The 24,087-nt window shown below is 42.7% G+C and carries 21 protein-coding genes; 10 read left to right on the top strand and 11 right to left on the bottom strand.

Annotated features, from left to right (window positions below; all coding sequences use genetic code 11):
• Window positions 1–188: 188 nt before the first annotated feature.
• The 5 genes from kdpB (at window position 189) to IQ276_RS01450 (ending at window position 7,203) form a co-directional block, all read left to right on the top strand.
• Window positions 189–2,294: a potassium-transporting ATPase subunit KdpB gene (gene kdpB, locus IQ276_RS01470; RefSeq protein ID WP_193913667.1), complete on the top strand. Its 2,106-nt coding sequence runs from the start codon at window positions 189–191 to the stop codon at window positions 2,292–2,294.
• A 376-nt stretch (window positions 2,295–2,670) separates the two neighbouring features.
• The gene (gene kdpC / locus IQ276_RS01465) at window positions 2,671–3,273 is read left to right on the top strand and encodes a K(+)-transporting ATPase subunit C (protein WP_193913668.1); all 603 of its coding nucleotides are present in this window, start codon (window positions 2,671–2,673) and stop codon (window positions 3,271–3,273) included.
• 84 nt (window positions 3,274–3,357) lie between these two features.
• Complete coding sequence (locus tag IQ276_RS01460) at window positions 3,358–4,485, top strand: universal stress protein (RefSeq protein WP_193913669.1); 1,128 nt, start codon at window positions 3,358–3,360, stop codon at window positions 4,483–4,485.
• Between the two features lie 368 nt (window positions 4,486–4,853).
• The gene (sfnG, locus tag IQ276_RS01455) at window positions 4,854–5,948 is read left to right on the top strand and encodes a dimethylsulfone monooxygenase SfnG (protein ID WP_190884507.1); all 1,095 of its coding nucleotides are present in this window, start codon (window positions 4,854–4,856) and stop codon (window positions 5,946–5,948) included.
• Between the two features lie 46 nt (window positions 5,949–5,994).
• Entirely contained in the window at window positions 5,995–7,203 is a 1,209-nt protein-coding gene (locus tag IQ276_RS01450) for an SfnB family sulfur acquisition oxidoreductase (protein ID WP_193913670.1), read from the top strand.
• 132 nt (window positions 7,204–7,335) lie between these two features.
• Here IQ276_RS01450 and leuS read toward each other — a convergent pair whose 3' ends face one another.
• Window positions 7,336–9,957 (bottom strand): leucine--tRNA ligase, encoded by a 2,622-nt coding sequence (gene leuS, locus IQ276_RS01445; protein ID WP_193913671.1) that lies wholly within the window; start codon window positions 9,955–9,957, stop codon window positions 7,336–7,338.
• Window positions 9,958–10,043: 86 nt separating this feature from the next.
• Here leuS and IQ276_RS01440 point away from each other — a divergent pair, with 86 nt between their 5' ends.
• The gene (locus IQ276_RS01440) at window positions 10,044–10,496 is read left to right on the top strand and encodes a gamma-glutamylcyclotransferase family protein (protein WP_193913672.1); all 453 of its coding nucleotides are present in this window, start codon (window positions 10,044–10,046) and stop codon (window positions 10,494–10,496) included.
• Between the two features lie 20 nt (window positions 10,497–10,516).
• On the opposite strand, the gene sapG is transcribed toward IQ276_RS01440, so the two are convergent.
• The 3 genes from sapG to IQ276_RS01425 form a co-directional block, all read right to left on the bottom strand.
• Window positions 10,517–11,134, bottom strand: a complete 618-nt coding sequence (gene sapG / locus IQ276_RS01435; protein WP_193913673.1) for an anti-sigma factor SapG — start codon at window positions 11,132–11,134, stop codon at window positions 10,517–10,519.
• A 157-nt stretch (window positions 11,135–11,291) separates the two neighbouring features.
• Entirely contained in the window at window positions 11,292–11,948 is a 657-nt protein-coding gene (gene sigG / locus IQ276_RS01430; protein ID WP_190884216.1) for an RNA polymerase sigma factor SigG, read from the bottom strand.
• A 369-nt stretch (window positions 11,949–12,317) separates the two neighbouring features.
• Window positions 12,318–12,512 carry a QAALIT motif small membrane protein gene (locus IQ276_RS01425; protein ID WP_190884217.1) on the bottom strand — a complete coding sequence of 65 codons (195 nt, stop codon included), beginning with the start codon at window positions 12,510–12,512 and terminating at the stop codon, window positions 12,318–12,320.
• 636 nt (window positions 12,513–13,148) lie between these two features.
• On the opposite strand from IQ276_RS01425, the gene IQ276_RS40645 reads away from it, so the two are divergent.
• Window positions 13,149–13,778, top strand: coding sequence for a L,D-transpeptidase (locus IQ276_RS40645; protein ID WP_235116304.1), 630 nt, complete (start codon window positions 13,149–13,151; stop codon window positions 13,776–13,778).
• A gap of 121 nt (window positions 13,779–13,899) precedes the next feature.
• On the opposite strand, the gene IQ276_RS01415 is transcribed toward IQ276_RS40645, so the two are convergent.
• Complete coding sequence (locus IQ276_RS01415; RefSeq protein WP_193913674.1) at window positions 13,900–14,436, bottom strand: late competence development ComFB family protein; 537 nt, start codon at window positions 14,434–14,436, stop codon at window positions 13,900–13,902.
• A gap of 119 nt (window positions 14,437–14,555) precedes the next feature.
• Window positions 14,556–15,491 carry a M23 family metallopeptidase gene (locus IQ276_RS01410; protein ID WP_193913676.1) on the bottom strand — a complete coding sequence of 312 codons (936 nt, stop codon included), beginning with the start codon at window positions 15,489–15,491 and terminating at the stop codon, window positions 14,556–14,558.
• 742 nt (window positions 15,492–16,233) lie between these two features.
• Between IQ276_RS01410 and IQ276_RS01405 the strand changes: the two genes are divergently transcribed.
• Window positions 16,234–16,389 (top strand): hypothetical protein, encoded by a 156-nt coding sequence (locus tag IQ276_RS01405; RefSeq protein ID WP_193913678.1) that lies wholly within the window; start codon window positions 16,234–16,236, stop codon window positions 16,387–16,389.
• Window positions 16,390–16,428: 39 nt separating this feature from the next.
• On the opposite strand, the gene IQ276_RS01400 is transcribed toward IQ276_RS01405, so the two are convergent.
• The 3 genes from IQ276_RS01400 to IQ276_RS01390 form a co-directional block, all read right to left on the bottom strand.
• Window positions 16,429–17,121 carry a DevA family ABC transporter ATP-binding protein gene (locus tag IQ276_RS01400; RefSeq protein ID WP_235115342.1) on the bottom strand — a complete coding sequence of 231 codons (693 nt, stop codon included), beginning with the start codon at window positions 17,119–17,121 and terminating at the stop codon, window positions 16,429–16,431.
• A 108-nt stretch (window positions 17,122–17,229) separates the two neighbouring features.
• A complete protein-coding gene (devC, locus tag IQ276_RS01395) occupies window positions 17,230–18,402 on the bottom strand; it encodes an ABC transporter permease DevC (protein WP_190884220.1) in 1,173 nt (390 codons plus the stop codon).
• 128 nt (window positions 18,403–18,530) lie between these two features.
• A complete protein-coding gene (locus IQ276_RS01390; protein WP_193921005.1) occupies window positions 18,531–19,727 on the bottom strand; it encodes an ABC exporter membrane fusion protein in 1,197 nt (398 codons plus the stop codon).
• Window positions 19,728–20,784: 1,057 nt separating this feature from the next.
• Between IQ276_RS01390 and IQ276_RS01385 the strand changes: the two genes are divergently transcribed.
• Window positions 20,785–21,630: a DNA/RNA non-specific endonuclease gene (locus tag IQ276_RS01385; protein WP_193920997.1), complete on the top strand. Its 846-nt coding sequence runs from the start codon at window positions 20,785–20,787 to the stop codon at window positions 21,628–21,630.
• Window positions 21,631–21,865: 235 nt separating this feature from the next.
• Here IQ276_RS01385 and IQ276_RS01380 read toward each other — a convergent pair whose 3' ends face one another.
• Window positions 21,866–22,264 (bottom strand): nuclease A inhibitor family protein, encoded by a 399-nt coding sequence (locus IQ276_RS01380; protein WP_193920999.1) that lies wholly within the window; start codon window positions 22,262–22,264, stop codon window positions 21,866–21,868.
• A gap of 334 nt (window positions 22,265–22,598) precedes the next feature.
• Between IQ276_RS01380 and IQ276_RS01375 the strand changes: the two genes are divergently transcribed.
• Window positions 22,599–23,348: an alpha/beta fold hydrolase gene (locus tag IQ276_RS01375; protein WP_193921001.1), complete on the top strand. Its 750-nt coding sequence runs from the start codon at window positions 22,599–22,601 to the stop codon at window positions 23,346–23,348.
• 28 nt (window positions 23,349–23,376) lie between these two features.
• Here the strand turns inward: IQ276_RS01375 and IQ276_RS01370 are convergent, their stop codons facing one another.
• Window positions 23,377–24,075 (bottom strand): DevA family ABC transporter ATP-binding protein, encoded by a 699-nt coding sequence (locus IQ276_RS01370; RefSeq protein ID WP_190884224.1) that lies wholly within the window; start codon window positions 24,073–24,075, stop codon window positions 23,377–23,379.
• Window positions 24,076–24,087 lie beyond the last annotated feature (12 nt).

The following is a 24,087-nucleotide window of genomic DNA, read 5'->3' as shown; positions in this document are numbered from 1 at the left end:
ATGAGTTATGAGTTATGAGTTATGAGTTATGAGTTATGAGTTATGAGTTATGAATTAATAACTCCTCAGTTTTAACTCCTAACTTTTCATTCCTAACTCCTAACTTTTCATTCCTAACTCCTAACTTTTCACTCTTAACTCCTAACTCCTAACTCCTCACTTTTAACTCCTCACTCCTAATTTTCTTTATGAATAAAGCGGCACCTACCTCCAAAGCTAGACGCCCAAATTCTCGTCCTGGCGATCGCCGCCAAGCACGTAAAAAGGCCAGGGTAAATACTAAATGGCTGTACTTAAGGGCAGTTCGAGATGCTTTTCTCAAACTCAACCCTAAGTATGCAATCAAAAATCCGGTGATGTTTTTGGTTTGGGTGGGGACGATCGTTACTCTATTGGTAACCATTGATCCCAACCTATTTGGCCCAGTCACCCAAAAGAAACCACAACTGTTTAACGGCTTGTTATCAGGGATTTTATTCTTTACAGTTTGGTTTGCCAATTTTGCTGAAGCTATAGCTGAAGGGCGGGGAAAAGCTCAAGCCGATGCCTTGCGCTCTACAAAATCAGAGACGATCGCTAAAAAACTCGCTGCCGACGGCACAATTAGTGAAGTTCCATCCACCAGCCTCAAACAAGGCGATAATATCTACGTAGTTGCTGGCGATATTATACCCGCCGATGGTGAAGTAATTATGGGTGTGGCCTCGGTGGATGAATCGGCAATTACTGGGGAATCGGCACCAGTATTAAAAGAATCAGGCTCCGATGTTGCCAGTTCCGTCACTGGTGGGACGCGGATTATCTCAGATGAATTGATTATCAGGATCACATCTGACCCAGGTAAAGGTTTTATTGACAGAATGATTGCCTTGGTGGAAGGGGCAGAACGTAGCAAAACACCAAACGAAATTGCCTTGACTGTGTTGTTGGCAGTCCTCAGCTTAGTATTTTTACTTGTTGTGGCGACTTTGCCCGCACTTGCCTATTACGTCGATAGTCCAATTAGCGTCCCGGTTTTGATTGCCCTATTAGTGGCATTGATTCCCACCACCATCGGCGGCTTACTGAGTACCATCGGCATTGCTGGTATGGATCGAGTCGCCCAATTTAACGTCATTGCCACCTCAGGACGAGCCGTAGAAGCTTGTGGTGATGTCAACACTCTAGTTCTCGATAAGACAGGTACAATTACCCTTGGTAACCGTTTGGCAGAAGAATTTATCCCCATCAACGGTCATACTATGGCGGAAATTGCCAGTGTTGCTTGGGCAGCTAGCGTATTTGACGATACACCAGAAGGTAAATCCATTGTCCGGCTGGCAGAAAAGTTAGGCGCAAGATTTGATTTTGACTCTAGTCAGGCTGAAGGAGTCAATTTTTCTGCCAAAACACGCATGAGTGGTACGAACTTACCTGGTGGACATGAGGCCAGGAAGGGAGCAGTGGGAGCCATTAAAGGATTTGTCCGTTCCCGCAACGGAGGGGATATCCCAGAACTCGATGCAGTTTACGAGAGAGTTTCTCACCTGGGAGGTACACCTTTAGCAGTCAGTCTAGATAACGAAATCTACGGAGTTATTTATCTTAAAGATATTGTGAAACCTGGTATCCGCGATCGCTTTGAGCAACTACGACGCATGGGAGTGCGTACCGTCATGCTAACTGGCGATAACCGGATTACAGCTTCCGTCATTGCCAGAGAAGCTGGGGTGGACGACTTCATCGCCGAAGCCACACCAGAAGACAAAATCAGCGTCATTCAAAAAGAACAAGCAGCAGGTAAGCTAGTTGCCATGACAGGGGACGGAACTAACGATGCTCCCGCATTAGCCCAAGCTAACGTCGGCGTCGCTATGAATACAGGAACCCAAGCCGCCAAAGAAGCCGCCAACATGGTAGATTTGGACTCCGATCCCACAAAGTTAATCGATATTATAAGCATTGGCAAACAATTGCTGATTACTCGCGGCGCATTGACGACATTTTCCATCGCCAATGATATTGCTAAATACTTTGCGATTATTCCAGTGATCTTTGTCGCTGCTAACCTGCAAAGCTTGAATATTATGAATTTGACCAGTCCTAATTCTGCTGTATTATCGGCACTGATTTACAATGCTTTGATTATTCCAGCTTTGATTCCTTTGGCATTGAAAGGTGTCGAGTTTAGACCGCTAACAGCTAATCAGCTATTGCAACGTAACATCTTAATTTATGGCTTAGGTGGGGTGATTACGCCGTTTATCGCTATTAAATTGATAGATATGCTAATTACAGTTGTAGGCTTGGCTTAAGAACAGCAAAAATAGAGATTTTGGAAAACAAGCGCTTCTTCCCAAGGTAAGAGAATAAATATTTTTGCCTGTTTTATTTTTACTTTTACCTGTTGAGAGGGGAAAGAAAAGGAATATGAATAAATATACTTGTTGCTCAACACTGAGCGAGAAATTTGAGACCGGCAGTTCGATAACTCATGCAAAAGCACTCCTTGGGCGATATCCTTTGTTTGGTAGCAATGACATAACATCTAACACTCGCTATTTTTAGCCTGCTGTGGTTGAATGTGGTAGTTGTCCCAATTATTGATGCAGTTGACAGCATCCTAATTTGGTAAAAGAATTAAAAATTAAAAATTAAAAATTAATTTTAGGAGCAAGTGGAAAATTTATTATGGGTATTATTCGAGAATCAATCAGAGCAATTTTCATAACTGTGATGCTTTGGTTGTTGACTGCAATCATCTATCCCCTCGTAATTCTTGTAGTGGGTCAAGTTTTCTTGCCCTATCAAGCTAACGGCAGCATCATGCGGAATTTAAATAATGAACCAATTGGTTCAGCTTTGATTGGTCAAAGCTTCACATCTGAGCGATATTTTCATCCCCGTCCTAGCACTGTTAGATATAGCCAAGGCAAAAAAGCCAGGCCAACTGGCATATCTGGAGCCAGCAATCTCGCTCCTAGCAATCCAGAGCTACTCAATCGGATTATAGAGCAGGGAAACGAACTGCGAGACGAAAATCTTCAAGCGATCGCTGATATTATTTACACCTCTGGATCGGGTTTAGATCCCCACATTTCCTTCAAAGCAGCACGCCAGCAATTGGAGCGAGTAGCTCGTGCCCGTGGAGTCGCAGAGGAAGAAATTTTACGTCTAATTAATAAGTATACTGATAGCAGATTTTTATGGATTTTTGGCGAACCTGGTGTCAATGTTCTTCGATTGAATTATGCTCTTGACCTGCAAGATATTAATCGTCAGCAAAATCAATGAGAATGAGTCAGAATTCAGAATTCAGAATTCAGAATTTGGTAAAAGACTATAGCCCTGCAAACCATTCATACTAATACTAGTTTAGTGACCATTACACCTTCGATATCTGCAAATTACTCCCTTTATCCGCCACGGCGGGGCAAGCATAAAATATTTATTGGCATGGCTCCTGGGGTAGGCAAAACCTACCGGATGCTGGAAGAGGGACACGCACTCAAACAAGAAGGAATTGATGTCATTGTCGGGCTTTTGGAAACCCACGGACGTAAGGAGACAGGAGAAAAGGCAGAGGGACTGGAGATTTTGCCCCGCAAGCAATATCCTCGCGGTGAGTTGACCCTAACGGATATGGATACAGATGCTATTTTAAAGCGATCGCCCCAATTAGTCTTAATCGATGAACTTGCCCATACCAATGTCCCTGGTTCCCCACGCGAAAAACGCTACGAAGATGTAGAAATAGTCTTGGCAGCAGGTATCGATGTCTACTCGACAGTGAATGTCCAACACTTAGAAAGCCTCAATGACTTAGTAGCCAGAATCACCGGGATAGTAGTGCGTGAGCGAGTTCCTGACAGGATTTTGGATGAAGCAGATGAAGTCGTACTAGTCGATGTGACACCAGAAACGCTCCAAGAACGATTATTAGAAGGCAAGATTTACGCACCGCAAAAAATCCAACAATCCCTCGATAACTTTTTCCAACGTCGTAACCTAATAGCTTTGCGGGAGTTGGCTTTACGGGAAGTAGCAGACAACGTAGAAGAAAATGCGATCGCCACCACACCAAATGGACAATTTTGTAACATTCATGAACGAGTTTTAGTATGTGTATCTACTTACCCTAACTCGGTGCAACTCTTACGCCGTGGTGCGAGAATAGCTAACTACATGAATGCACCGCTGTATACTTTGTTTGTTGCCGATCCAGAGCGCTTCCTTACCAAAGAGGAAAGTTTACACATCCACACCTGTGAGAAACTCTGTAAAGAATTTGAAGGGACTTTTATTCGGGTAACTAATAGTAACGTAGCTAATGCGATCGCCGAAGTAGCAGAGAAATATCGCATTACCCAAATTGTAATTGGAGAAAGTCAGCGATCGCGCTGGCAAATACTCCTCAAAGGTTCTTTAACGCAAAAATTGGTGCGCTTGCTCAAAAACATTGATTTGCATATCATTGCCAGCGAAAAAATGGGTTCACCTAAATAAGAGAGAAACTTCCCGTTCAAAGTCTCTCCCTGTCTTTGCGTCAGGCTTAAAACCTTTGCTGTAGCAGCTACAGATTTTGCTGAGGAATTCCCTAACTACAAAACTTGCTTTTCAGGAATAAGTCATGATACCGTAAATTTACAAATGTACGGTAAGTTTGTCGGAATACAGTACTAATAGTCAGAATTTAAAAATTGTTTGGTTCGCGCCATTCATTCAAATTCGTGTCTTCAACTTTTTGTGCAAGTTTTATACCAATTTGAAAAAAGAATGGGACAAATAGACCATTTTGTAGAGACGCGATGAATCGCGTCTTCACCCAAAAATGTGTTGCTCAAAAGTTTTTAACACTATCAAGGCGGAAGTTAATGGATATTAAGTTTGCGTATTGGGTTCCCAATGTTAGTGGGGGATTGGTAGTTAGCAAAATTCCCCAACGCACAGATTGGACTTTTGATTACAACGCAAAGCTAGCTCAAACAGCTGAGCAAGTGGGTTTTGACTATGCTTTAGCTCAAGCTCGATTTATTGCTAGCTACGGTGCAGAATATCAATTAGAAGCGCTCTCGACAGTAGCAGCTTTAGCACCAGTAACCGAACGGCTCAAATTGATTGCTGCTGTTCATCCGGGGCTATGGCATCCCGGCGTGGTTGCCAAAATGGGTTCGACAATTGATTTTATTTCTCAAGGTCGCTTCTGCCTAAATGTCGTCAGTGGCTGGTTCAAAGGTGAATTCACGATTTATGGCGAACCTTGGTTAGACCATGATGAACGTTATCGTCGTTCCGAAGAATTTATCCGTGTGCTGAAAGGTATGTGGACAGAAGATGATTTCCACTTCAGAGGCGACTTTTACCGTATCAATGGTGGTTGGGTAAAACCCAAACCGATTAACCACAATCCACACCCGGAAATTTTTCAAGGTGGTAACTCCAAAGCCGCCCGGCGTATGGCATCCCGTGTATCTGACTGGTATTTCATGAATGGCAATACTATCGAAGGCGTACAAGAGCAAATTCAGGAAGTATCTGCTCTGGCACGTCAAGAAGGACGTAAAGTAAAGTTTGGCCTAAATGCTTTCATTTTGGTACGAGATACCGAAGCAGAAGCCCATGCAGTGTTGCGAGAGATTATAGCCCAGGCCGATAAAGAAGCTGTACAAGGATTTGGAGAAGCCGTCAAACATGCAGGAGCTTCTACTCGTGAACGACAAGGAATGTGGGCAAATTCCAATTTTGAAGACTTGATACAGTACAACGACGGCTTTAGAACAGGCTTGATTGGTACAGCAGAGCAAGTCGCCTCGCGCATTCGTCAGTACTACGAAGTAGGCGTAGATTTAATTCTGGGTGGCTTTCTGCACTATAGCGATGACTTGGCAGCATTCGGACGTGAAGTCATTCCTTTGGTACGAAAAATTGAGGCACGTCGTCGCACAACTGAAGAGTTAGTAAATGTGTAGCCAAAGATTTTCCAGCGGTAAATAGATAAGTTACAAAGGTGAATTGATGACAACTACAATTGATACCGAACAAAAAGCTCATGTGATTACAAGTGATGCCGAAGCGATCGCGATCGCTCATGAATTAGCTGCTGATTTTGTCAAAGAAGATTCAGAACGCGATCAACAACGGCGTTTACCTTATGAAGAGGTGAAAAAGTTTTCTGCTAGTGGGTTGTGGGGGATTACAGTTCCCAAAGAGTATGGTGGTGCGTTTGTATCTCATGCCACTCTGGCAGAAGTCATCAAAATTATCTCCGAAGCAGATTCCAGTCTCGGACAAATTCCTCAAAATCACCTCTACATGGTGGAAGCAATTCATCTAGATGGCACAGATGAACAAAAGCAATTTTTCTTTGATTTGGTATTACAAGGTAAAAGGTTTGGCAATGCCTTTTCGGAAATTGGTACTAAATCCGTTACCGATGTCCAGACGCGTTTGGAAAAGTCTGGTGATGAATATATTCTCAATGGGCGTAAATATTATTCTGCTGGTGCATTGTTAGCTCATTGGATTCCCGTAATTGCTGCTAATGAAGAAGGTAAAACGGCGATCGCTTTTGTGGAGCGAGATGCACCAGGAATAACTTTACTTGATGACTGGACAAGCTTTGGACAGCGAACTACTGCTAGCGGCACCACCATTCTAGAAAATGTCAAAGTCAAACCAGAGCATGTGATTCCCCATTACCTAGCATTCGAGCGTGCCACCCCTATGGGCGCTGTAGCTCAGATTATTCAAGCTGCCGTAGATGTGGGAATTGCCAAAGCATCTATACGAGATACTATAAACTTTGTTCGTAACCATACTCGTCCTTGGGTTGATAGTAATTTAGAACATGCCTACGACGATCCTTTGACTATCTATAACCTTGGACAAGTCCAAATCCAGGTTCATGCTGCCGAAGCATTGCTAAAGCGTGCTGGTGAGTTTATTGATGCAGCAAATGCTTCAGACTTGGAAGAAGCCAAGGTAGTCGAGGCTTCTATTGCAGTTGCTGAAGCAAAAGCATTGGCAACAGAAGCATCATTGCTAGCAACTAATAAATTATTTGAACTAGCAGGTACTAAATCTACGTTGCAGCAATTTAACTACGATCGCCATTGGCGGAATGCCAGAGCGCATACCTTACACGATCCCGTGCGTTGGAAATACTACGCTGTAGGTAACTACTTTCTCAACAACGTCAATCCACCACGCCATCCTTGGTTGTAAAATACACAGCAAAAATGGGTTGGTTAACTACTCCAACCCTGAAAATGTCCTGAAAATGCAGGGAGTGGGGAGATAAGGGGACAAGGAGAATAATTCTCAACTCCTAACTCAGCACTTTTTCTTCAGATTCCTTTAGCTGACTACAAAATTTACCAACTTCCCAGGCACCACAATTACCTTTTTAATCTCTTTGCCTTCAATGTAACGCTGGGTTACTTCAGATTCACGGGCGTATTTTTCCAACGCGGCTTTATCAGCTTGTGCCGGTACTTGAATTGTCCCACGAGTCTTGCCCATAATTTGAATCACTAAAGTGATTTCATCAGCTACTAAAGCAGTGGGGTCAAATGATGGCCAGGTTTGCGTGTGAACAGAATCACTTTCACCCAACAACTGCCACAATTCATCAGCAATGTGTGGTGCAAAGGGCGCTAGCAATACCACCAAAGTCCGAATGCCTTCTGCGTAAATTGGTGAATTTTTCCCATCGGCATCAGTTAAAGCATTACTCAATTTCATCAATTCTGAAATAGCTGTGTTGAATTGATATTCATCTTCCACGTCTTCCGTCACCGCTTGAATAGCAGTGTGAATTGCCCGCCGCAATTCCTTTTCTGGCTTACTTAAATCAGAAAGTTGGGGTTTCTTCCGGGATACCCCAGCAGCAACATAATCTGTCACCAAACGCCAAACCCGATTTAAAAAGCGGAATTGTCCTTCTACATCAGCTTCATCCCATTCCAGGTCTTTTCCTGGCGGCGCTTTGAACAAGATGAACATCCGCGCTGTGTCTATACCATATTTGGAAATTACATCTTCTGGCGCTACACCGTTACCCTTGGATTTAGACATGGTGGCGTAAAGACGTTGCAACGGTTCGCCTGTCTGGGGGTCGCGTGGGTCGGCAGCATTCACCAGATTAGAAGGAATCCATTTATCTTTGCCGCCCTTGTTGGGATTCAAGTAAGTTAAACCCTGCACCATGCCTTGAGTTAACAGACGTTGGAACGGTTCATCAAAATTCAACAAGCCTCTGTCCCGCAGCACCTTGGTAAAGAACCGCGAATACAACAAATGTAAAATCGCGTGTTCAATCCCACCTACGTATTGATCTACTGGCATCCAGTCATTGATTTTACTGGAATCAAAAACCTGTTGTTCATTCTTAGCGTCAGGGAAACGCAAGAAATACCACGAGGAATCAATAAAAGTATCCATCGTGTCAGTTTCCCGCTTCGCTGGAGTGCCGCAAGTCGGACAAGGTACATTTACCCAACTTTCCAACTGAGTCAAAGGTGAACCACCACGTCCAGTAAATTCCACCTCTTCCGGCAACTGTACTGGCAAATCTTTATCGGGCACTGGTACTATCCCACAATTAGGACAGTGAATTACGGGTATCGGTGCGCCCCAGTAACGCTGCCGGGAAATCAACCAATCCCGCAACCGATATTGCACCCGCATTTTACCAAAACCTTGTTGTTCGGCATAGTCAACGATCGCTTGTTTAGCATCTGTGGAAGTCATACCAGTAAAAGCACCGGAATTAATTAAAATTCCTGGTTCAGTGTATGCCTGGTTGTATTCAATTTGCACGAGTTGTGTGACTTCATCCGTCTCTGATGTTGGAGTTAAGTCAAAACCTACAACATCATCTGGGGAAGCAATGACAAAATCAATCGGCAAATCATAAGTCCGGGCAAACTTAAAATCCCGGATATCGTGTGCCGGTACACCCATGACTGCCCCAGTACCATATTCATACAGTACGTAATCAGCAATCCAAATGGGCACTTCTTCGCCTGTAAACGGGTTAATTGCTACCCCACCTGTGGGGACACCCCGCTTAGGTTTATCTTCAGCGGTACGTTCCAACTCACTTTGATTAGAAACCTCTTTAATAAACGCTTCTACTGTCGCTTGTTGTTCTTTTGTGGTGACACGCTTTGTTAAAGGATGTTCTGGTGCTAACACCACGTAACTCACGCCAAAAACTGTATCTGGGCGTGTGGTGTATACAGCGATTTTTTCATCTATCCCAACAATCGGAAATTCTAAGTAAGCGCCTGTGGATTTCCCAATCCAATTTGCCTGCATTAATTTGACGCGCTCAGGCCAACCCGTCAACTTATCCAAGTCATTGAGTAATTCTTCGGCATAGTCAGTAATCTTAAAAAACCACTGCCGCAACAATTTGCGCTCAACTATTGCCCCGCTGCGCCAAGAACGTCCTTCGTTATCGACTTGTTCATTTGCCAGTACAGTTTGGTCAATGGGGTCCCAGTTTACCGCAGCTTCTTTTTGGTAAGCTAAACCCGCTTGCAAAAACTGCAAGAAAATCCATTGCGTCCACTTGTAATATTCTGGCGAACAGGTAGCGACTTCGCATTCCCAGTCTATGGATAAACCAAGACGCTGCAATTGTTGCCGCATCTGGGCAATATTCTGATAAGTCCACTTTGCTGGCGGTACACCACGGTCAATGGCAGCGTTTTCTGCTGGCAAGCCAAAAGCATCCCAACCCATTGGGTGTATTACCCGATACCCTTGCATTCGCTTGAGGCGGGCAATCACGTCAGTAATGGTATAATTACGGACGTGACCCATGTGTAAGCTGCCCGATGGATAAGGGAACATGGACAAAGCGTAGAATTTTGGCTTGTTGCTAGCTGTCGGTGTTCGATCTAAGCCAAGTTCTGCCCATGTTTTTTGCCATTTTTCCTCAATTGCTGCGGGGTTGTATCGGGAATCCACCAAAAATTCTCCTACTATAATCTGTTATCGTATCTGCCTCCATATTGTAGATGGTAGGCAAAGAAATCAGATGGTTAAAATAGGCGATGTTTGAATCAAATATAAAATTTTCTGATTTGGTGCAGGTTTTTGTTTACGGTACCCTCAAACCAGGTGAAGGTAACTATAAGAGATACTGTGCTGGCAAAGTTGTAGATGTCAAAAGAGCTTTTGTACAAGGCAAATTGTTTGCTTTGCCAATGGGCTACCCAGCAATGACGCCAGGAGATAGCCAAGTGTACGGATATTTACTATCTTTTGCCAACCCAATGATTTTAAATCAGCTAGATGTGTTGGAAGATTACCACCCCACTAGACAAATGTCAGAAAACCTCTATGGCCGAAAAACTATCGAGGTTTATCAGGGAGAATGGCTTTCTCTGGGATGGGCTTGGGTTTACTTGATGAGTTTAGAGCAAGTTGACAAATTAGGAGGTGTCCTCCAACCTGACGGTTGGTGGAGTGGCTCCGGTATAACTAAGTACAGTTATTATCTATAAACTGTTAACTTTGAGATTAATTAATTTATGTCGTCTCTGGAGTCCCGACGTTGCGGCGGTACTAGATAAATTGAATTTTCCGGAGAGGCTACTGCTGCTTTCGGAATTTCAATTACCGGATTATTTAGCCCCACCATTAGCGAGGAAGGAGGTACAACAGACGCTGACGAGGTTTGTATTGGTTGTATTTGTGGCCGTTGTGCCAGTTGTGGTGTTCTCGAACCACCACCAGGTAATAAGCCAGATACTGCCCCAATTACACAAGCCGCTGCGGCTGCGCTTCCAACCATCCAGTTGAAACGAGAACGTCGGCGCAAACGTGCCAATACCTGCTGGGCTGTTGCTTCTGGACACTGTTGGGGTGTGGGCACTGGGAGAGTCCGCAAGCCCTGTCTAACTTTTAACAGTCGGGCATACAAGCATTGAACTGAGGCATCATTTGCCAACCATTCTTCTACTTGCCTGCGTTCGGCTGCTGTGACTTCACCATCGAGATAAGCACTTAATAACTCGAAGCGATCGCGCTTCACCATATCCATAAAACCCGTTGATTCATTGGTATACTCAACTATTCCATCTGACAAATCTTCAGGAAGTTGTAAGTGGGAACGATCATCAAACTGAGAATCAGTAGTCATCTTAACATTATTACCAATTCATACACGGGTAAAGTCAACCGAAAATTCGGAAAAATTACTCAATTTTCCTCCTAACGGCAGAAGTAATCTATATCTTTCTGCTAATTCTTAATCAATGCTTAAATTCCGCCATTGGGTAGAGGCAAAATACTGTAAATTAGGAATCTAGATAGTTTTGCAACTGAGCTTGCAATCTGGATCTAGCTCTGGCGATTCTTGATTTGACCGTTCCCAAGGAAACTCCAGTAATTTCAGCAATTTCTTCGTATGCCATGCCTTCAATTTCTCTCAGGACAATAGTAGTACGAAATACTTCTGGCAAATCCGCGATCGCTTCCCGTAGTTGCTCGTAAAATTCTCGAGTTGTGAGTTCTTCTTCCGGTCCTGGGGTATCGCCAGCAATTTCCCAATCCATCTCGCCATCCTCTACTGAGCGGGGAGCATCGAGTGACAAAGGACTGACAATGCGCTTGCGTTTTCGCAACTCATCGTAAAACAAGTTGGTTGCAATGCGGCTTAACCAGCCCCGAAATTTAGCAGGCTCTTGTAATCGGTTAATATTCCGATAGACTCGAATCCAAACCTCTTGAGCTAAATCAGCTCTGTCACCCCAATCTGGAGCTAGGTGGTATAGAACCCTATCAACTTGGGTTTGATAGCGGCGCAATAGTTCCGCAAACGCAGCACGATCCGGGCGCAGTCCAGCTTGACAACGCAAAATTAAATCGTGGTTAGGAAGTTTGTCAACTTGCACTGATGCTTCTGGATACTTTGCATCAACCGTTGACCAGGATACAGTAATCGACTGACTCATAGATCGTACTGGCTCTAAATCATCCCTTTCTATTAGACCTGCTAATGAGGCACAAGTTCCTTGCTAAGGTGACGGATTTATGACTGGAACACTGAGGCATACAAATTTGGGTAAATTTATAGCAGTCAAGAGAAGCTCTTTTTCCTTATACTGCTTGCATGTTTCTATTTCACCCATCAGCTAACAAAGGCACATGAAAGATGCACATTTTGTTACTTTTAGCAACTGGGTATATACGCTTGATCAAAATAATTAAATTTGGTTATAAGAATGAGGATCAAAATTTTGTAATTCTAACTTCTTGATACCTTTAAAATTTAGGCAATAATTTGGAAGTTGGGCTGGTCTGGTGGTGATAATAATGGTGGTTTACTTTTTTGATTTTCTTACCAGAATAGTTGCTGATTGTTCTGGTTGTACTCCGTAACTAGCACCAGTGTTATTTTGTTCTGGTAGGTGAACTTGAAAAAATAAATTGAGGGAAAATGTAATCGTGACTGCTAGCAATAGTTTTTCAAACATGGTTTTTCTCCCGTCCACACCATTAACAATTGATTGCTGCATTTCCAAAGTTCCACCACAAAGTCTGAGTAGAGGCTTACGACCTCCTGAACTTTGGAGGAATGAGATTCCTCACTTGGAGTTTTGCTTCTGGGACAATGCGTATAGCCTTAGTTTGCCCAGAGCTATTGGCAGATTTATAACAGAAGTGATAAGTATTGATAAATTTTTGATGATCGGATGATGAACCCATCCAATTCTTCGGTTGGATACGTCAGGGATAAACAATAGGCGATAGCAATGTTAAGAAATGAATCTGTAGGGCGTATGGTAATGTTGCTTTGTTTTGGCACAGCATTTTTGTCATTAGCTGTGCATTGGCGCATTACTACGGCACAACGGCAGCTTGAAAAGTCTGCATCTGTTTCGATGGGGCAAGGTTCTAACCTAACCAACCCTAAGGAAAGCCGCCCAGAGGAAGCCTATAAGAATTTCTCACAGGTGAGTTTAGGGCAAGTTGCACTGGGTGCATCTGTGTCTGGTGTTGAAAAGACCCAAGGCTCAACTGTCGAGAAGAAATTAACACCAAAGTCTTCAGCTATTGGGTCTGATGCTAAGTCAAAAATAATTAAGAAGAATGTAGCTAAAGCAACAGTTCGCAGGTCTTCTAGACTCAAATCTCAAACTCAATCGAAAAAAATTAAGAAAAATGTAGCTAAAGAAACTGACAAAAGAGTTTCTACGCTCAAGCTTTCTGCTGTTAACCCTGAAACCAAGTCCCAAACAATTAAGAAGAATACAGCTAATCCCACAGAAACACCAACCAAAACGCGGCTGGTGGCTCAAACAGAACAAGAAAATCCAAGTGTGGCTAATTGGCCAAAAGCTCTATGGCCTCAAGCTTCAGCCCAACAAATACCATCTAATAAGTTAGTATCTGGTAAAACAAAAGTGGTGGTTGATTTAAGCGATCACCGCACCTACGTATACGCAGGAGACGAGGTAATAGCCAGCTACCCAATAGCTATAGGTAAGAAAGGTTGGGAAACACCTACGGGTTCTTTCCAAGTAATGCACATGCGTCATTATCCAGTCTGGCGTCACCCGATTACTGGCAAAATATTTGAAGCAGGTACAGATAGTCCTTTGGGAGATAGATGGATTGGCTTTTGGTCAGATGGACGGAATGAAATAGGCTTTCACGGGACACCCGATATTGATCTACTGGGAACCGCTGTATCCCACGGTTGCCTAAGAATGCGTAATTCTGATGTCAGATTGTTGTATGAGCAAGTGAGTTTAGGAACAACAGTGTTAGTGCGTGATTGAATTAAGGGTCATTGGTCATTGGTCATTTGCAAAGGATAAAGCGCAAAATCTGAGCGGAGATTTCCTCCACTCAGAATTTTGTAACAGAGGACAAAGGACAAATGACCAATGACTCTTAAAATTATGATTTTTGCTCAAAGTTAGGTGCATATGCTCTAAGCAAAGCACCAATTTGCACGAGAGCTTCACTTTTGCCCAAGACTTGTCGTTCTGGGAAAAAACTAGGTCGATCTAGGTAACGATCGATCGCCTCATTTACTTGCTGGGAAATTAGTTCTTGCAGTTCTGCTTGAGCGCGTTGGCGCTGGTAGTTAGCGCCTTCTTCTGTAGTTGCATATAAGGGTGGTAGCCGATTGAGAGCGTAGGCTGCAATATCACCAACTTCTAGGGAAAGGTAACTTTCACTGGTGGCTTGAATTTCGGCGACTCTGGCGATCGCTTCTGTTAGCACCAATTCTTCCATAACGTTAATGAATTGTTTACGAGGTACCGCCACTACCTCACCAGTCAATAGCGCACCCATTAGGCGATCGAGCGCCATATACTCTTCAATTGAGAGTTCCGAAGCGTTGTCACAGATTCTACCGACTTCCGCTTCCATTGCTGGTGTCAAATAACCATCCTGGAGAGCTTGTTCTACAATTTTTTCGATACTCATAACGCTTATCATTATTTATGTTTGCAAAGCTTGGTAGGGACGGTATCAATCCAATTTATTTTGCCTAATTTACGCAAAAATATCCAAATTATACACAGACGCGATCAATTCCGCCTCTACTATTTAACGACCTTAGTTCGCCAAGGCGTTGGATCTACTGATAGTCCGTTGACATATAGACCCCAGTGCAAATGTGGTCCCGTAGAAGCACCTGTTGAACCTACTGCGCCAATGAGTTGACCAGCTTTAACTAAATCACCTTCTTTAACGTTAATACGACTCAGGTGCATGAAAATACTGGCCACTCCCTGACCGTGGTCAATGCCAACTACGTTACCGTGAACTCGAAATCCTTGGGATACCCTACCTACCAAAGCAACTCGCCCAGCGGCTGGGGCAATTACAGCTGAGCCGGCAGCACCAGCGTAGTCAAGGCCACGATGATAGTAGTCCTCTGCAAATTTACCATTATAGTAGCGACGTACACCATAGGTTGTACTCATTCGCCCTGCATTTGGCCTGAGGAATACTCCATTCCAATATTTTTCTGGTGTTTGTAGCGCTTTGAAAGCTGCTACCCGCTTCAGTTCATACTCTGTGGCGTCCACTCCAGCTTTGCCTGGTGGTAAAGTAATGCGTTGTACGGGGAACTTGCGATTTTGCACATTCACCGCCAAGTTTTGCACCTGACCATCTCCTGTAACTTGAAGCGATCTAGTTCCAGCTTTTTCCAAGGGAGTTGTAGGAACGAAAGCCCGATACTGATTGGGTGCAATTTCAAATGCTGGGTATGTATTTTTGCCAATAACTACTGTTGGATTTGTAGCATTCTCCGGATTATCTAAATTAATTTCGACAGAAAGTGTATCCCCTAATTTAGGATTAGTTGGAGTCACTTTTACTTGCAAAGCATCTACAGGCAATGCCCAGGTGATGGGGAGAACAGCAAACATTCCCTTTAACAAATTTATTGCACGGCCACTAGCTGTCAAACTTTTGACATTAAAGCCGAGCAAGTTCTTGTTTGAATTACTAGTGCGATTCTCAGTAATCATAGAGCTACAAAAAATTCCTTGCTTGTGTTGGAAAATAGACTAGCTTATTATCAGTAGTATTTCCTTTTGACAGCAGATGTTGTTGAAAGTCATAAATTTTGTTTGGCAAATGCTCTAGGTACTTATGGACAGTAAGCAAACAGCGAGCAGGTAGTGACGAAGAATGATTTGTAAGTGTAATTTTGTTAATTTGTATTAACTCTAATAACCAAAGTGTATGACATTGTGATTGCTCGTAAAATTTCACTTGATTGATGGTAAAAACGCTTTAGTGGCTTGCCATAGGGATCACTTGTTAAGCAACAAAAGAAACTGTTTATGGTTAAACTCACTACATAATGGTACTTGAATAAAATCTGGGAATCAACTGGACACTTGTTCAACTGGACACTCATACCACAGTATGAAGCCAAAGTTAGTCTAAGTAAATCAGACAAATCAGCTAAGTCAGAGGGAAAGTGCCAGAAGTAACCCAAAAAATTAAGGTGATTAAGATTTTACACAAAGCTAGCTCAACTTAGTATGTAATTTTTAATCTCCATCTACATAGTAATAACAGATTTTTTGAGTGTTGGTAAAATATGTAAAATTTCAGTGATTATACTTAATTCTTTTTGGTTTTGATTAGTAAGATTGAATAATCGAGTTTAAAACTGGATTATTCAAGTTATAAACTCGAATAATCCAGTTTTGAACTCAAATTTCCGTCATTTATAGAATTTATAGTAATCAGTTTTGATTTTTGAACTTAATTTGTGTGGTGTGCGTTGGCGTTGACGTTGGCGTTGGCGAAGCCTCTCTACGAGAAGCCTCTCGCAGAGAAGCGCTGCGCCAGCGCGATAGGCAGAAAGTAGGTAGAGACGCAATTAATCATGTCTCTACAGGAGTTAGGGAGTAGGGAATCAGACTTTTCGAGATGAATTTCAGCTGATTAGCTTCAGGCTGATAGTTTTACTTTTGAGTTGAGCTTACCATCTTCCATGTGAAGGATGCGATCGGCAATGTCTAGGATGCGGTTGTCATGAGTAACCATCAAGATGGTACAGCCTTGTTCTTTTGCCAGTTTTTGCATGAGGTTGACCACATCTCGTCCTGATTGACTGTCAAGGGCGGCGGTGGGTTCATCGGCTAGGATAATTTGAGGATGACTGACCAAAGCACGGGCGATCGCTACTCTTTGTTTTTGTCCCCCAGACAGTTTATCAGGATAGTAATGCAAGTGGTTACCTAATCCCACCTGCTCTAGCATCTGGGCTGACCTAATTCGCATTTTTTTTAACCCAATATGTTTGTGTAATTCCAAAGCCATTTTCACGTTTTGCAGTGCTGTCAAACTACCATGCAAGTTATCTGCTTGGAAAATGTAACCATTATGGCGTCGCACCTGGACTAGTTGTTGGGCGCTAGCACCACAAAGTTCTCGTCCCAACACCCGCAAACTACCAAATTGGGTAGAACGCAACCCACCAACTAAGGTCAGCAAAGTAGTTTTTCCAGAACCAGATGGGCCGGTCATGATAATAATTTCACCGGCGTTAATCTCCAAGTTGATATTACATAAAACTTGCTTGCGAAGTGAGCCGTGACCAAAGTAGTGGTCGAGATTATGGATGGAGATGACGGGAAACATGTTTTGGGGATTGGGGATTGGGGATTGGGGATTGGGGCGTGGGGAGTGGGGCGTGGGGAGTGGTTTTCAATCCCTATTGCCTATTGCCTATTCCCTACTGCCCATTTTTTAAAACATATCAGCGGGATCGGTGGCTTGGAGTTTGCGGGTGGCGATCGCACCGGAAATTGCACACATGATTATGGTCAGCACTAATACCTGTAATGCCCGAATCAAAGTTATGTACATGGGCAAATTTGTAGCTTTGCGAGTCAGGTGGTAAAGTGCTAAGGATACTCCCAATCCGGGAAAAAACCCTAGTGCTGCCAATATCAAAGACTCTTCAAATACGACACCTAGCAGGTAGTAATTCCGATATCCCATTGCTTTGAAGGTGGCATATTCCCGAACGTGGGCATTAACATCGGTGGAAAGGACTTGATAGACAATAATCACGCCCACCACAAAACCCATCGATACACCCAAGTTGAAAATAAACCCAATTGGCGAATTTGTTCTCCAAAAGTTATTCTCAAATTCAATAAATTCTGCGTGGGTTAGCACTCTGACATCATTTCTCAGGTAGGCTTTGAGCATTGCTGCGACTTTTTTTGGGTCATAGCCTGGTTTTATTTGAATCAAACCTAGACTGACGCTGCTAGACTGTCGTCCAGAAAATAGCCGCAAAAAATTTTGATCGCTGGTAATCAAATTGCCTTCAGCGCCAAAGGAAGCCCCGACTTGGAATAAACCACTAATAATAATTGTGCGGCGTTCTATTTCCGCAGTGACGATTTTACCTTCCTCAATTTGGGCGATCGCTTTTTGATAATCTCCTCTAGCGCCGCGATCGAACAACACCGCACCCGGCAGCTTGATTGCCTGCAATTGCTGGTTAACATCTGGGAAATCAAAGGCTGGCTTGTCTGGGTTAAAACCGATGACTAACACCCCCGTTTCGCGGTGTGTTACAGGATTTTTCCAGATTGTGTTGTTGAAATACATCGCTTGGGCCGACTTCACCCCTGGTATATCCATTGCTTGGTAAAGTCGCCGCCGAGAAAACGTAGACAAGCTTGGCAAGTTACGGGCTTGGGGACTGGTTAAAACAATGTCTGCTTGCAAACTGCGATGTAGTCGAGTGTTACTGTCATACAGCGCAGTCTGAAAGCCCAGCTGCATGAACATGAGAAGATCCGCAAAGGCAATGCCTAACAATGCCACCAACAGACGACTTTTTTCATGACTCAGTTGCAGCCATCCTAGAGGGGTTCGGCGTCGCAATTGTTCAATCAATCCCATAGTTTGGAGTGGGGATGAGGGGGATGAGGGAGGTAAGAGAGCAGGGGGAGCAGGGGGAGCAGGGGAGGCAGGGGAGGCAGGGGGAGAAAGAATAACCAATGCCCAATGCCCAATGCCCAATGCCCTTTTTACAATTCAATTACTGCTTTAACTTGCATATTAGTTAGGTTGGCGGCTTTTTGGCTGGAGGCTTCATCTAGTCTGATGTGGACTTCCACTACTCTGCTGTCGATATTGCTGGCGGGATCGGTATTAATGACATTTTGCTGCCGCACTTGCAAGCCTTTGCGATCTACGATTCCTTGTAATTCAATGGGTAGGAAATCACCAAAGATTTGGACTTTTTGCCCTGAATGCACTTTGCCGATATCGCTTTCGTAAACTTCGGCGATGACGTACATCTGGCTGGTTTGCCCGATATCAGCAATGCCATCATTTGATACTAATTCCCCAGGATGAGTGTGGATCTCGAATATCTGTGCATTTTGGGGCGATCGCACTTCGGCTTGTTTGAGGTTAACTTCCGCTAGATTCATGGCTGCTAGGGCACGATTGACTTCTGCTTGGGCAGCTGCTACATCTACTCCTCGAACTTCGCTGATTTGATCGAGTGTTCCTGTGGCTTCTTTGATTTGTTGCTGGCTAGTTGATTGGGTGCGATTTAACTCTGCTTGGGCTTGTTGCAAATTTTTTTGGGCTGTTGCCAAATTTAAACGCTTGCTGTCCCGCTGGGAGGCGGAAATTGCTCCTTGTTCATATAGTTGCTGATAGCGTTCGTTTTCTGCTTGGGCGTTTTCCACTTCGGCCTGGAATTTGGCAATTGTTGCTGCTTGGGAGTCAATATCGCCTTGACGTTCTGCTTTTAGGCGAGCGATCGCAGCTTTTTGGGCGCTAATTTCACCGCGTTTAGCACCTGCTTGGGTGCGGTTTAAGTTTGCCTGGGCTACTTTTACCTGTTCCTGGGCCTCTTTTAATGATGCTTGTAGGCGATCGTGGCTGCTCAAAATTGCAATTACTTGTCCTGCTTTTACCCTATCGCCCTCCTTCACCAACAACTTTTCTACCCGACTTCCTTCCGCAGAAGCGGCAGCAGATAGTTTAATTACTTCGCCCTGTGGTTCAATTCTTCCTAAGGCTGTTACCGTTTTTAACTGTGGCAATTGTGTTGTCGGCACTTGTGTTTCTTGGGTGGCAGAATTTTGCCAGAGTTTTATTGTATAAAAACTTATTCCGCCAACCAATAAAGATGCAATTATACCTATAGCAACGGATGGACGCAGAATAGACTTAGGGAACATTGTGTACCCTAACTTTGAATTTCGCACCATAGATTACCTCTTAACTAGTGGCGCAGAAAAAATAACAAATTGAAGAAGAAATCAGAATTCAAAATTCAGATATTGTTGATTTATCACTGCGAAGTCCTTAACAAAATTGGAAATTTTTGAGATTTTACTTAGATAAGGTGATTTAGCCAGATAGGAAAATAACAAAACTCTCTACTGAATCAGATGTTTGTGTTCCTAGTGAACTACTTTTGTTTTATGAAAGAACTTAAGGTATGGTAAACGTTTTTAAAATTACGGGTTGTAACAGCGCCAACAATCAGATGTAAATTACAGCAGAATTCAGAATGGGCTACGCCCCGCTGCGCTAACAGAATTCAAAAGTAAAACAGTCTTTGCCCCAGGCTTTGAGATTTACTTTGTGCAGTTCACCAACTTGAAATCCGCTATTAGTAAGTAGAGATAAATATTTGTGTCTTTCTGAGCCAGATAAATTAATGCTAAACTATCTCATGACAAGGTTTAAGACAGTCTACGACTAGGCAACTATAAAGAAAATATCAATATAATATAGCGATTTTCATTTTAATGGGTACTGGGTAGGGTAGCACAGCTGTGCTACCCTACTAATTGTCTGTATTCCATGCAATTGCAAACCGCTATATTTATATTCCCATTACAATTAATCGCTAAAGTATAATTAATTTTACCTAATAAATCAAGTTGTTTATTGCTTTGAAATTACAAATGCTTTTTGTCATGAAAATTTTAAAATTTATATCTTTGTCCAAATATTAAATTTATATTTGTGTTCTCTGGCTTTTTGTCAACATATATTAATATATGAACTCTCTTAAATAATATTTTTTGATGTAAAGCTTTCTTATGTAAATGTTATGAGCAGGTAAAGAATTGACAAAAAAGCGTATCTTGAATTCTTGACTAATAAGAGAGATATGGCTACAAAGTATGGGTTTACGTCTATTATTCTCAAATCAGCTTAATAATTTCCAGATTTTATACTTTTTGTATCCCTGAATACTTGATTTTAGGACATAAGGCATAGAGACTAAATGTGTCTTTAGATACTAAAAGTATGAAAAAAACTAGGCTTTTTAAATTTTTGCTGCCTTGTGTAGCTATAGCCCTACCTATAGCCCTGATTGCATATTTACGCCCAACAAAAGCACAATCATCAAGTGTGCATCTAACCTTGGGCAATCCGAGTAATGCAACAACAAACGTCTCATATCCGAATAATTATTTATTATTAAAACCCCAGTATGCACTCAGTTACAGCCGCGACAGAGGGACTCCAAATTGGGTGTCTTGGCAGTTAAATTCGTCGTGGCTTGGTTCAGCAGCAAGACAAGACGACTTCCGCGCTGATACCAGCCTCCCTACAGGATGGTATCGAGTAGGTGGCTCTGACTATTCTGGTAGCGGGTTTGATAGAGGACACATGACACCTTCCGCTGACAGAACAAGAACGGTGACGGATAACTCTGCAACCTTCCTAATGACAAATATGGTGCCACAGTCGCCCGATAATAATCAGGGGCCGTGGGCTTCACTAGAAAACTACTTGAGAAGCTTAGTGAGCCAGGGGAAAGAACTATATATTATTTCTGGCCCCTACGGTATTGGTGGAACCGGCTCAAATGGCACAAAATATACAATTACCAATGGCAATGTTCAAGTTCCGAATAGAGTTTGGAAGGTTGTTGTAGTAAATAACCCTGGTGCTGGGGCGTCTGGAGTTACGACTAGCACGAGGGTTATCAGCGTTGATATGCCCAACACCCAAGGCATAAGAAATAATGATTGGAGAACATATAGAGTCTCTGTTGATTCAATTGAAGTCAAAACAGGCTTCAATTTTTTATCTAATGTGTCTACATCTGTTCAATCTGTGATTGAATCTAGAGTTGACAATTTGTAGTTTAATCAAAATTACACAGCTTTAATATAATTGGGAATTCGTAATACTAATTTGGGGCGAGTGTTACGAATTCCGAATTAGGAATTTGTAAAAAATAAATTATCCAAATCAACGTAGACGTGCAGCGGCTTGCCGTAGGTTACCACTCCAGACACGGAGAACACAGAGAGGGGAGAAGTAAAGAGGATTTTTGGGTCAGCTTTGGGATATTTTTTATTTTGAAGTCCCTTAACTGCTAGGTTTCTACAACTTTGGTGGAAAGTCCTGCTAAATCTCCAGATGGGGTTTTGCCGAGAATATAGACATCAATATTTATCGTACCTATGCGATAAACTTTGATTTCATTAAGGTTATTTTGAAGCGTCTGGACAAGTGTTTGAAATTTTTTCACATTTTGTTTTTGTTGTTCGTCGTGCCACTCTTTTTCATAGGCACAATTCCGAAATAAATAATCTAACTCTATTTCCTCAACCTGCGAATCTTGGGGATGATTTGTTAGCTGGAGTAGTTTTTGAGTTGTCAGACTCTGAGCCTGACCAGTCCATAAAACAACCTCAAAAGGGTAGTCTGACTCACTGATCATTAACAAATCAGCAGAAGACAGTTTTAATTTTTCACTTATCTCATTAGTCATTAGGTGTTACTTTTTGATAAATTTTTATGGCAATGAACTTGATTGAGATTGTGAATCTCTCGATTGAAGAACGTTGAGGATATGAATGCTGGGATTGAGCCAGATGACTGTTTTTATATTCAAAATTATAGTTTAATTCTTCCATCTTTTGATATTTCACAAACAACAAAAACGACGCTTGCTTTAAAAGCATTTTGCAAGGGGGAAACGCTATATATAAACATTTCACTTATGCGACGCCGCGTCTTGTGAGCTAGCAGCAAAGCTTGTTGACAATAGTACAAAATTTAAGGTAGAAGATAACCACAAGTTGGAAAACTTACCTAAAATCACTATGAGTCTTTTTTGTCTCGTTCACGGCGCGTTCCAAGGCGCTTGGTGTTGGGATTTGTTAATTCCTTACTTAGAAGCGCAAGGCCACAAAACGGTAGCAATGGATTTGCCAATTGAAGATCCATCTGCAAGTTTATCGCAATTTGCAGATGTCGTATTGCAAGCGCTTCCAAAAACTGATGATGATATTGTGCTGGTTGGTCACTCAATGGCTGGTACGGTTATTCCCCTTGTTGCAGAAGCCCATCAAGTACGTCAATTGGTGTTCCTGACTGCGCTTATTCCATACCCAGGAACCAGTACACTTGACCAATTTTCCCATCATCTTGATTCTGATAGCCTCAAATCATTAAATTACGAACCAAAACAGTCACGTCAACTCGAACAATTTGATGATGAACCTTATATGTTTAATCGAGTTTCTGCTGGTAAAGACTTTTCAGATGAAGCAGTATTGATGGAATTTTTCTATCAAGATTGTCAACCGGATGTAATGCGCTGGGCATTCTCAAAAAGACGTTTGCAGCAATCAATGGCATATATTTTTGAGGTCAATCCTTTGAAGGCTTTACCAAATGTAGAGTGTAAATATATTGTTTGTACTGATGACCGGATACTCTCTCCTACATGGTCACGCTACGCTGCACGTAAGCGTTTGGGAGTTGATGCTATAGAACTACCTGGAGGACATTGCCCACATCTATCTCGTCCTGCTCACCTTGCTTCAGTATTAACTATTGATAGGGAGTAGGGAGTAGAGGAAAAAACCTTATGGGTAGTTAAGTTACTGACACAACAGCACGATCGCTTACTAGTTTGCCATCTTCCATATTGACTATGCGATCGGCAATATCTAAAATGCGGTTGTCATGAGTAACTAAAAGAATTGTACAACCTTGTTCTTTTGCCAATTTTTGCATAAGGTTAACTACATCTCGTCCCGATTTACTGTCAAGGGCGGCGGTGGGTTCATCCGCTAGCACAATTTTAGGACGACTGACTAAGGCACGAGCGATCGCTACTCTTTGTTTTTGTCCCCCCGATAAGTCATCAGGATAGTAATTCAGGCGATGTCCTAATCCTACCTCCTCTAACATTTCCGCTGACCGGGTTTTCATTTCTGAGGGCGAAATATTTTTGTGTACTTCCAAGCCCATTCTGACGTTTTGCAGTGCTGTCAGGCTACCGTGCAAATTGTGCGCTTGGAAAATATAACCGTTATTGCATCGCGCCTGGGTGAGTTGTCCTGCATTAGCGCCACAAAGTTCTTGTCCCAAAATCTGCAAACTCCCAGATTGAGCAGAACGCAACCCACCAACTAACGTCAACAGTGTAGTTTTACCAGAACCAGATGGCCCTGTCATAATAATAATTTCGCCAGCGTTAATTTCTAAGTTGATATCAAATAGAACTTGCTTGCGAAGTTGACCATGACCAAAGTAGTGGTCGAGATTTTTAACAGAGATAACGGAAAGCATAAGAATTTTAGA

The sequence above is a fragment of the Desmonostoc muscorum LEGE 12446 genome (assembly GCF_015207005.2).
Taxonomy (GTDB): domain Bacteria; phylum Cyanobacteriota; class Cyanobacteriia; order Cyanobacteriales; family Nostocaceae; genus Nostoc; species Nostoc muscorum.
This window is presented reverse-complemented; position numbering and strand designations above follow the sequence as displayed.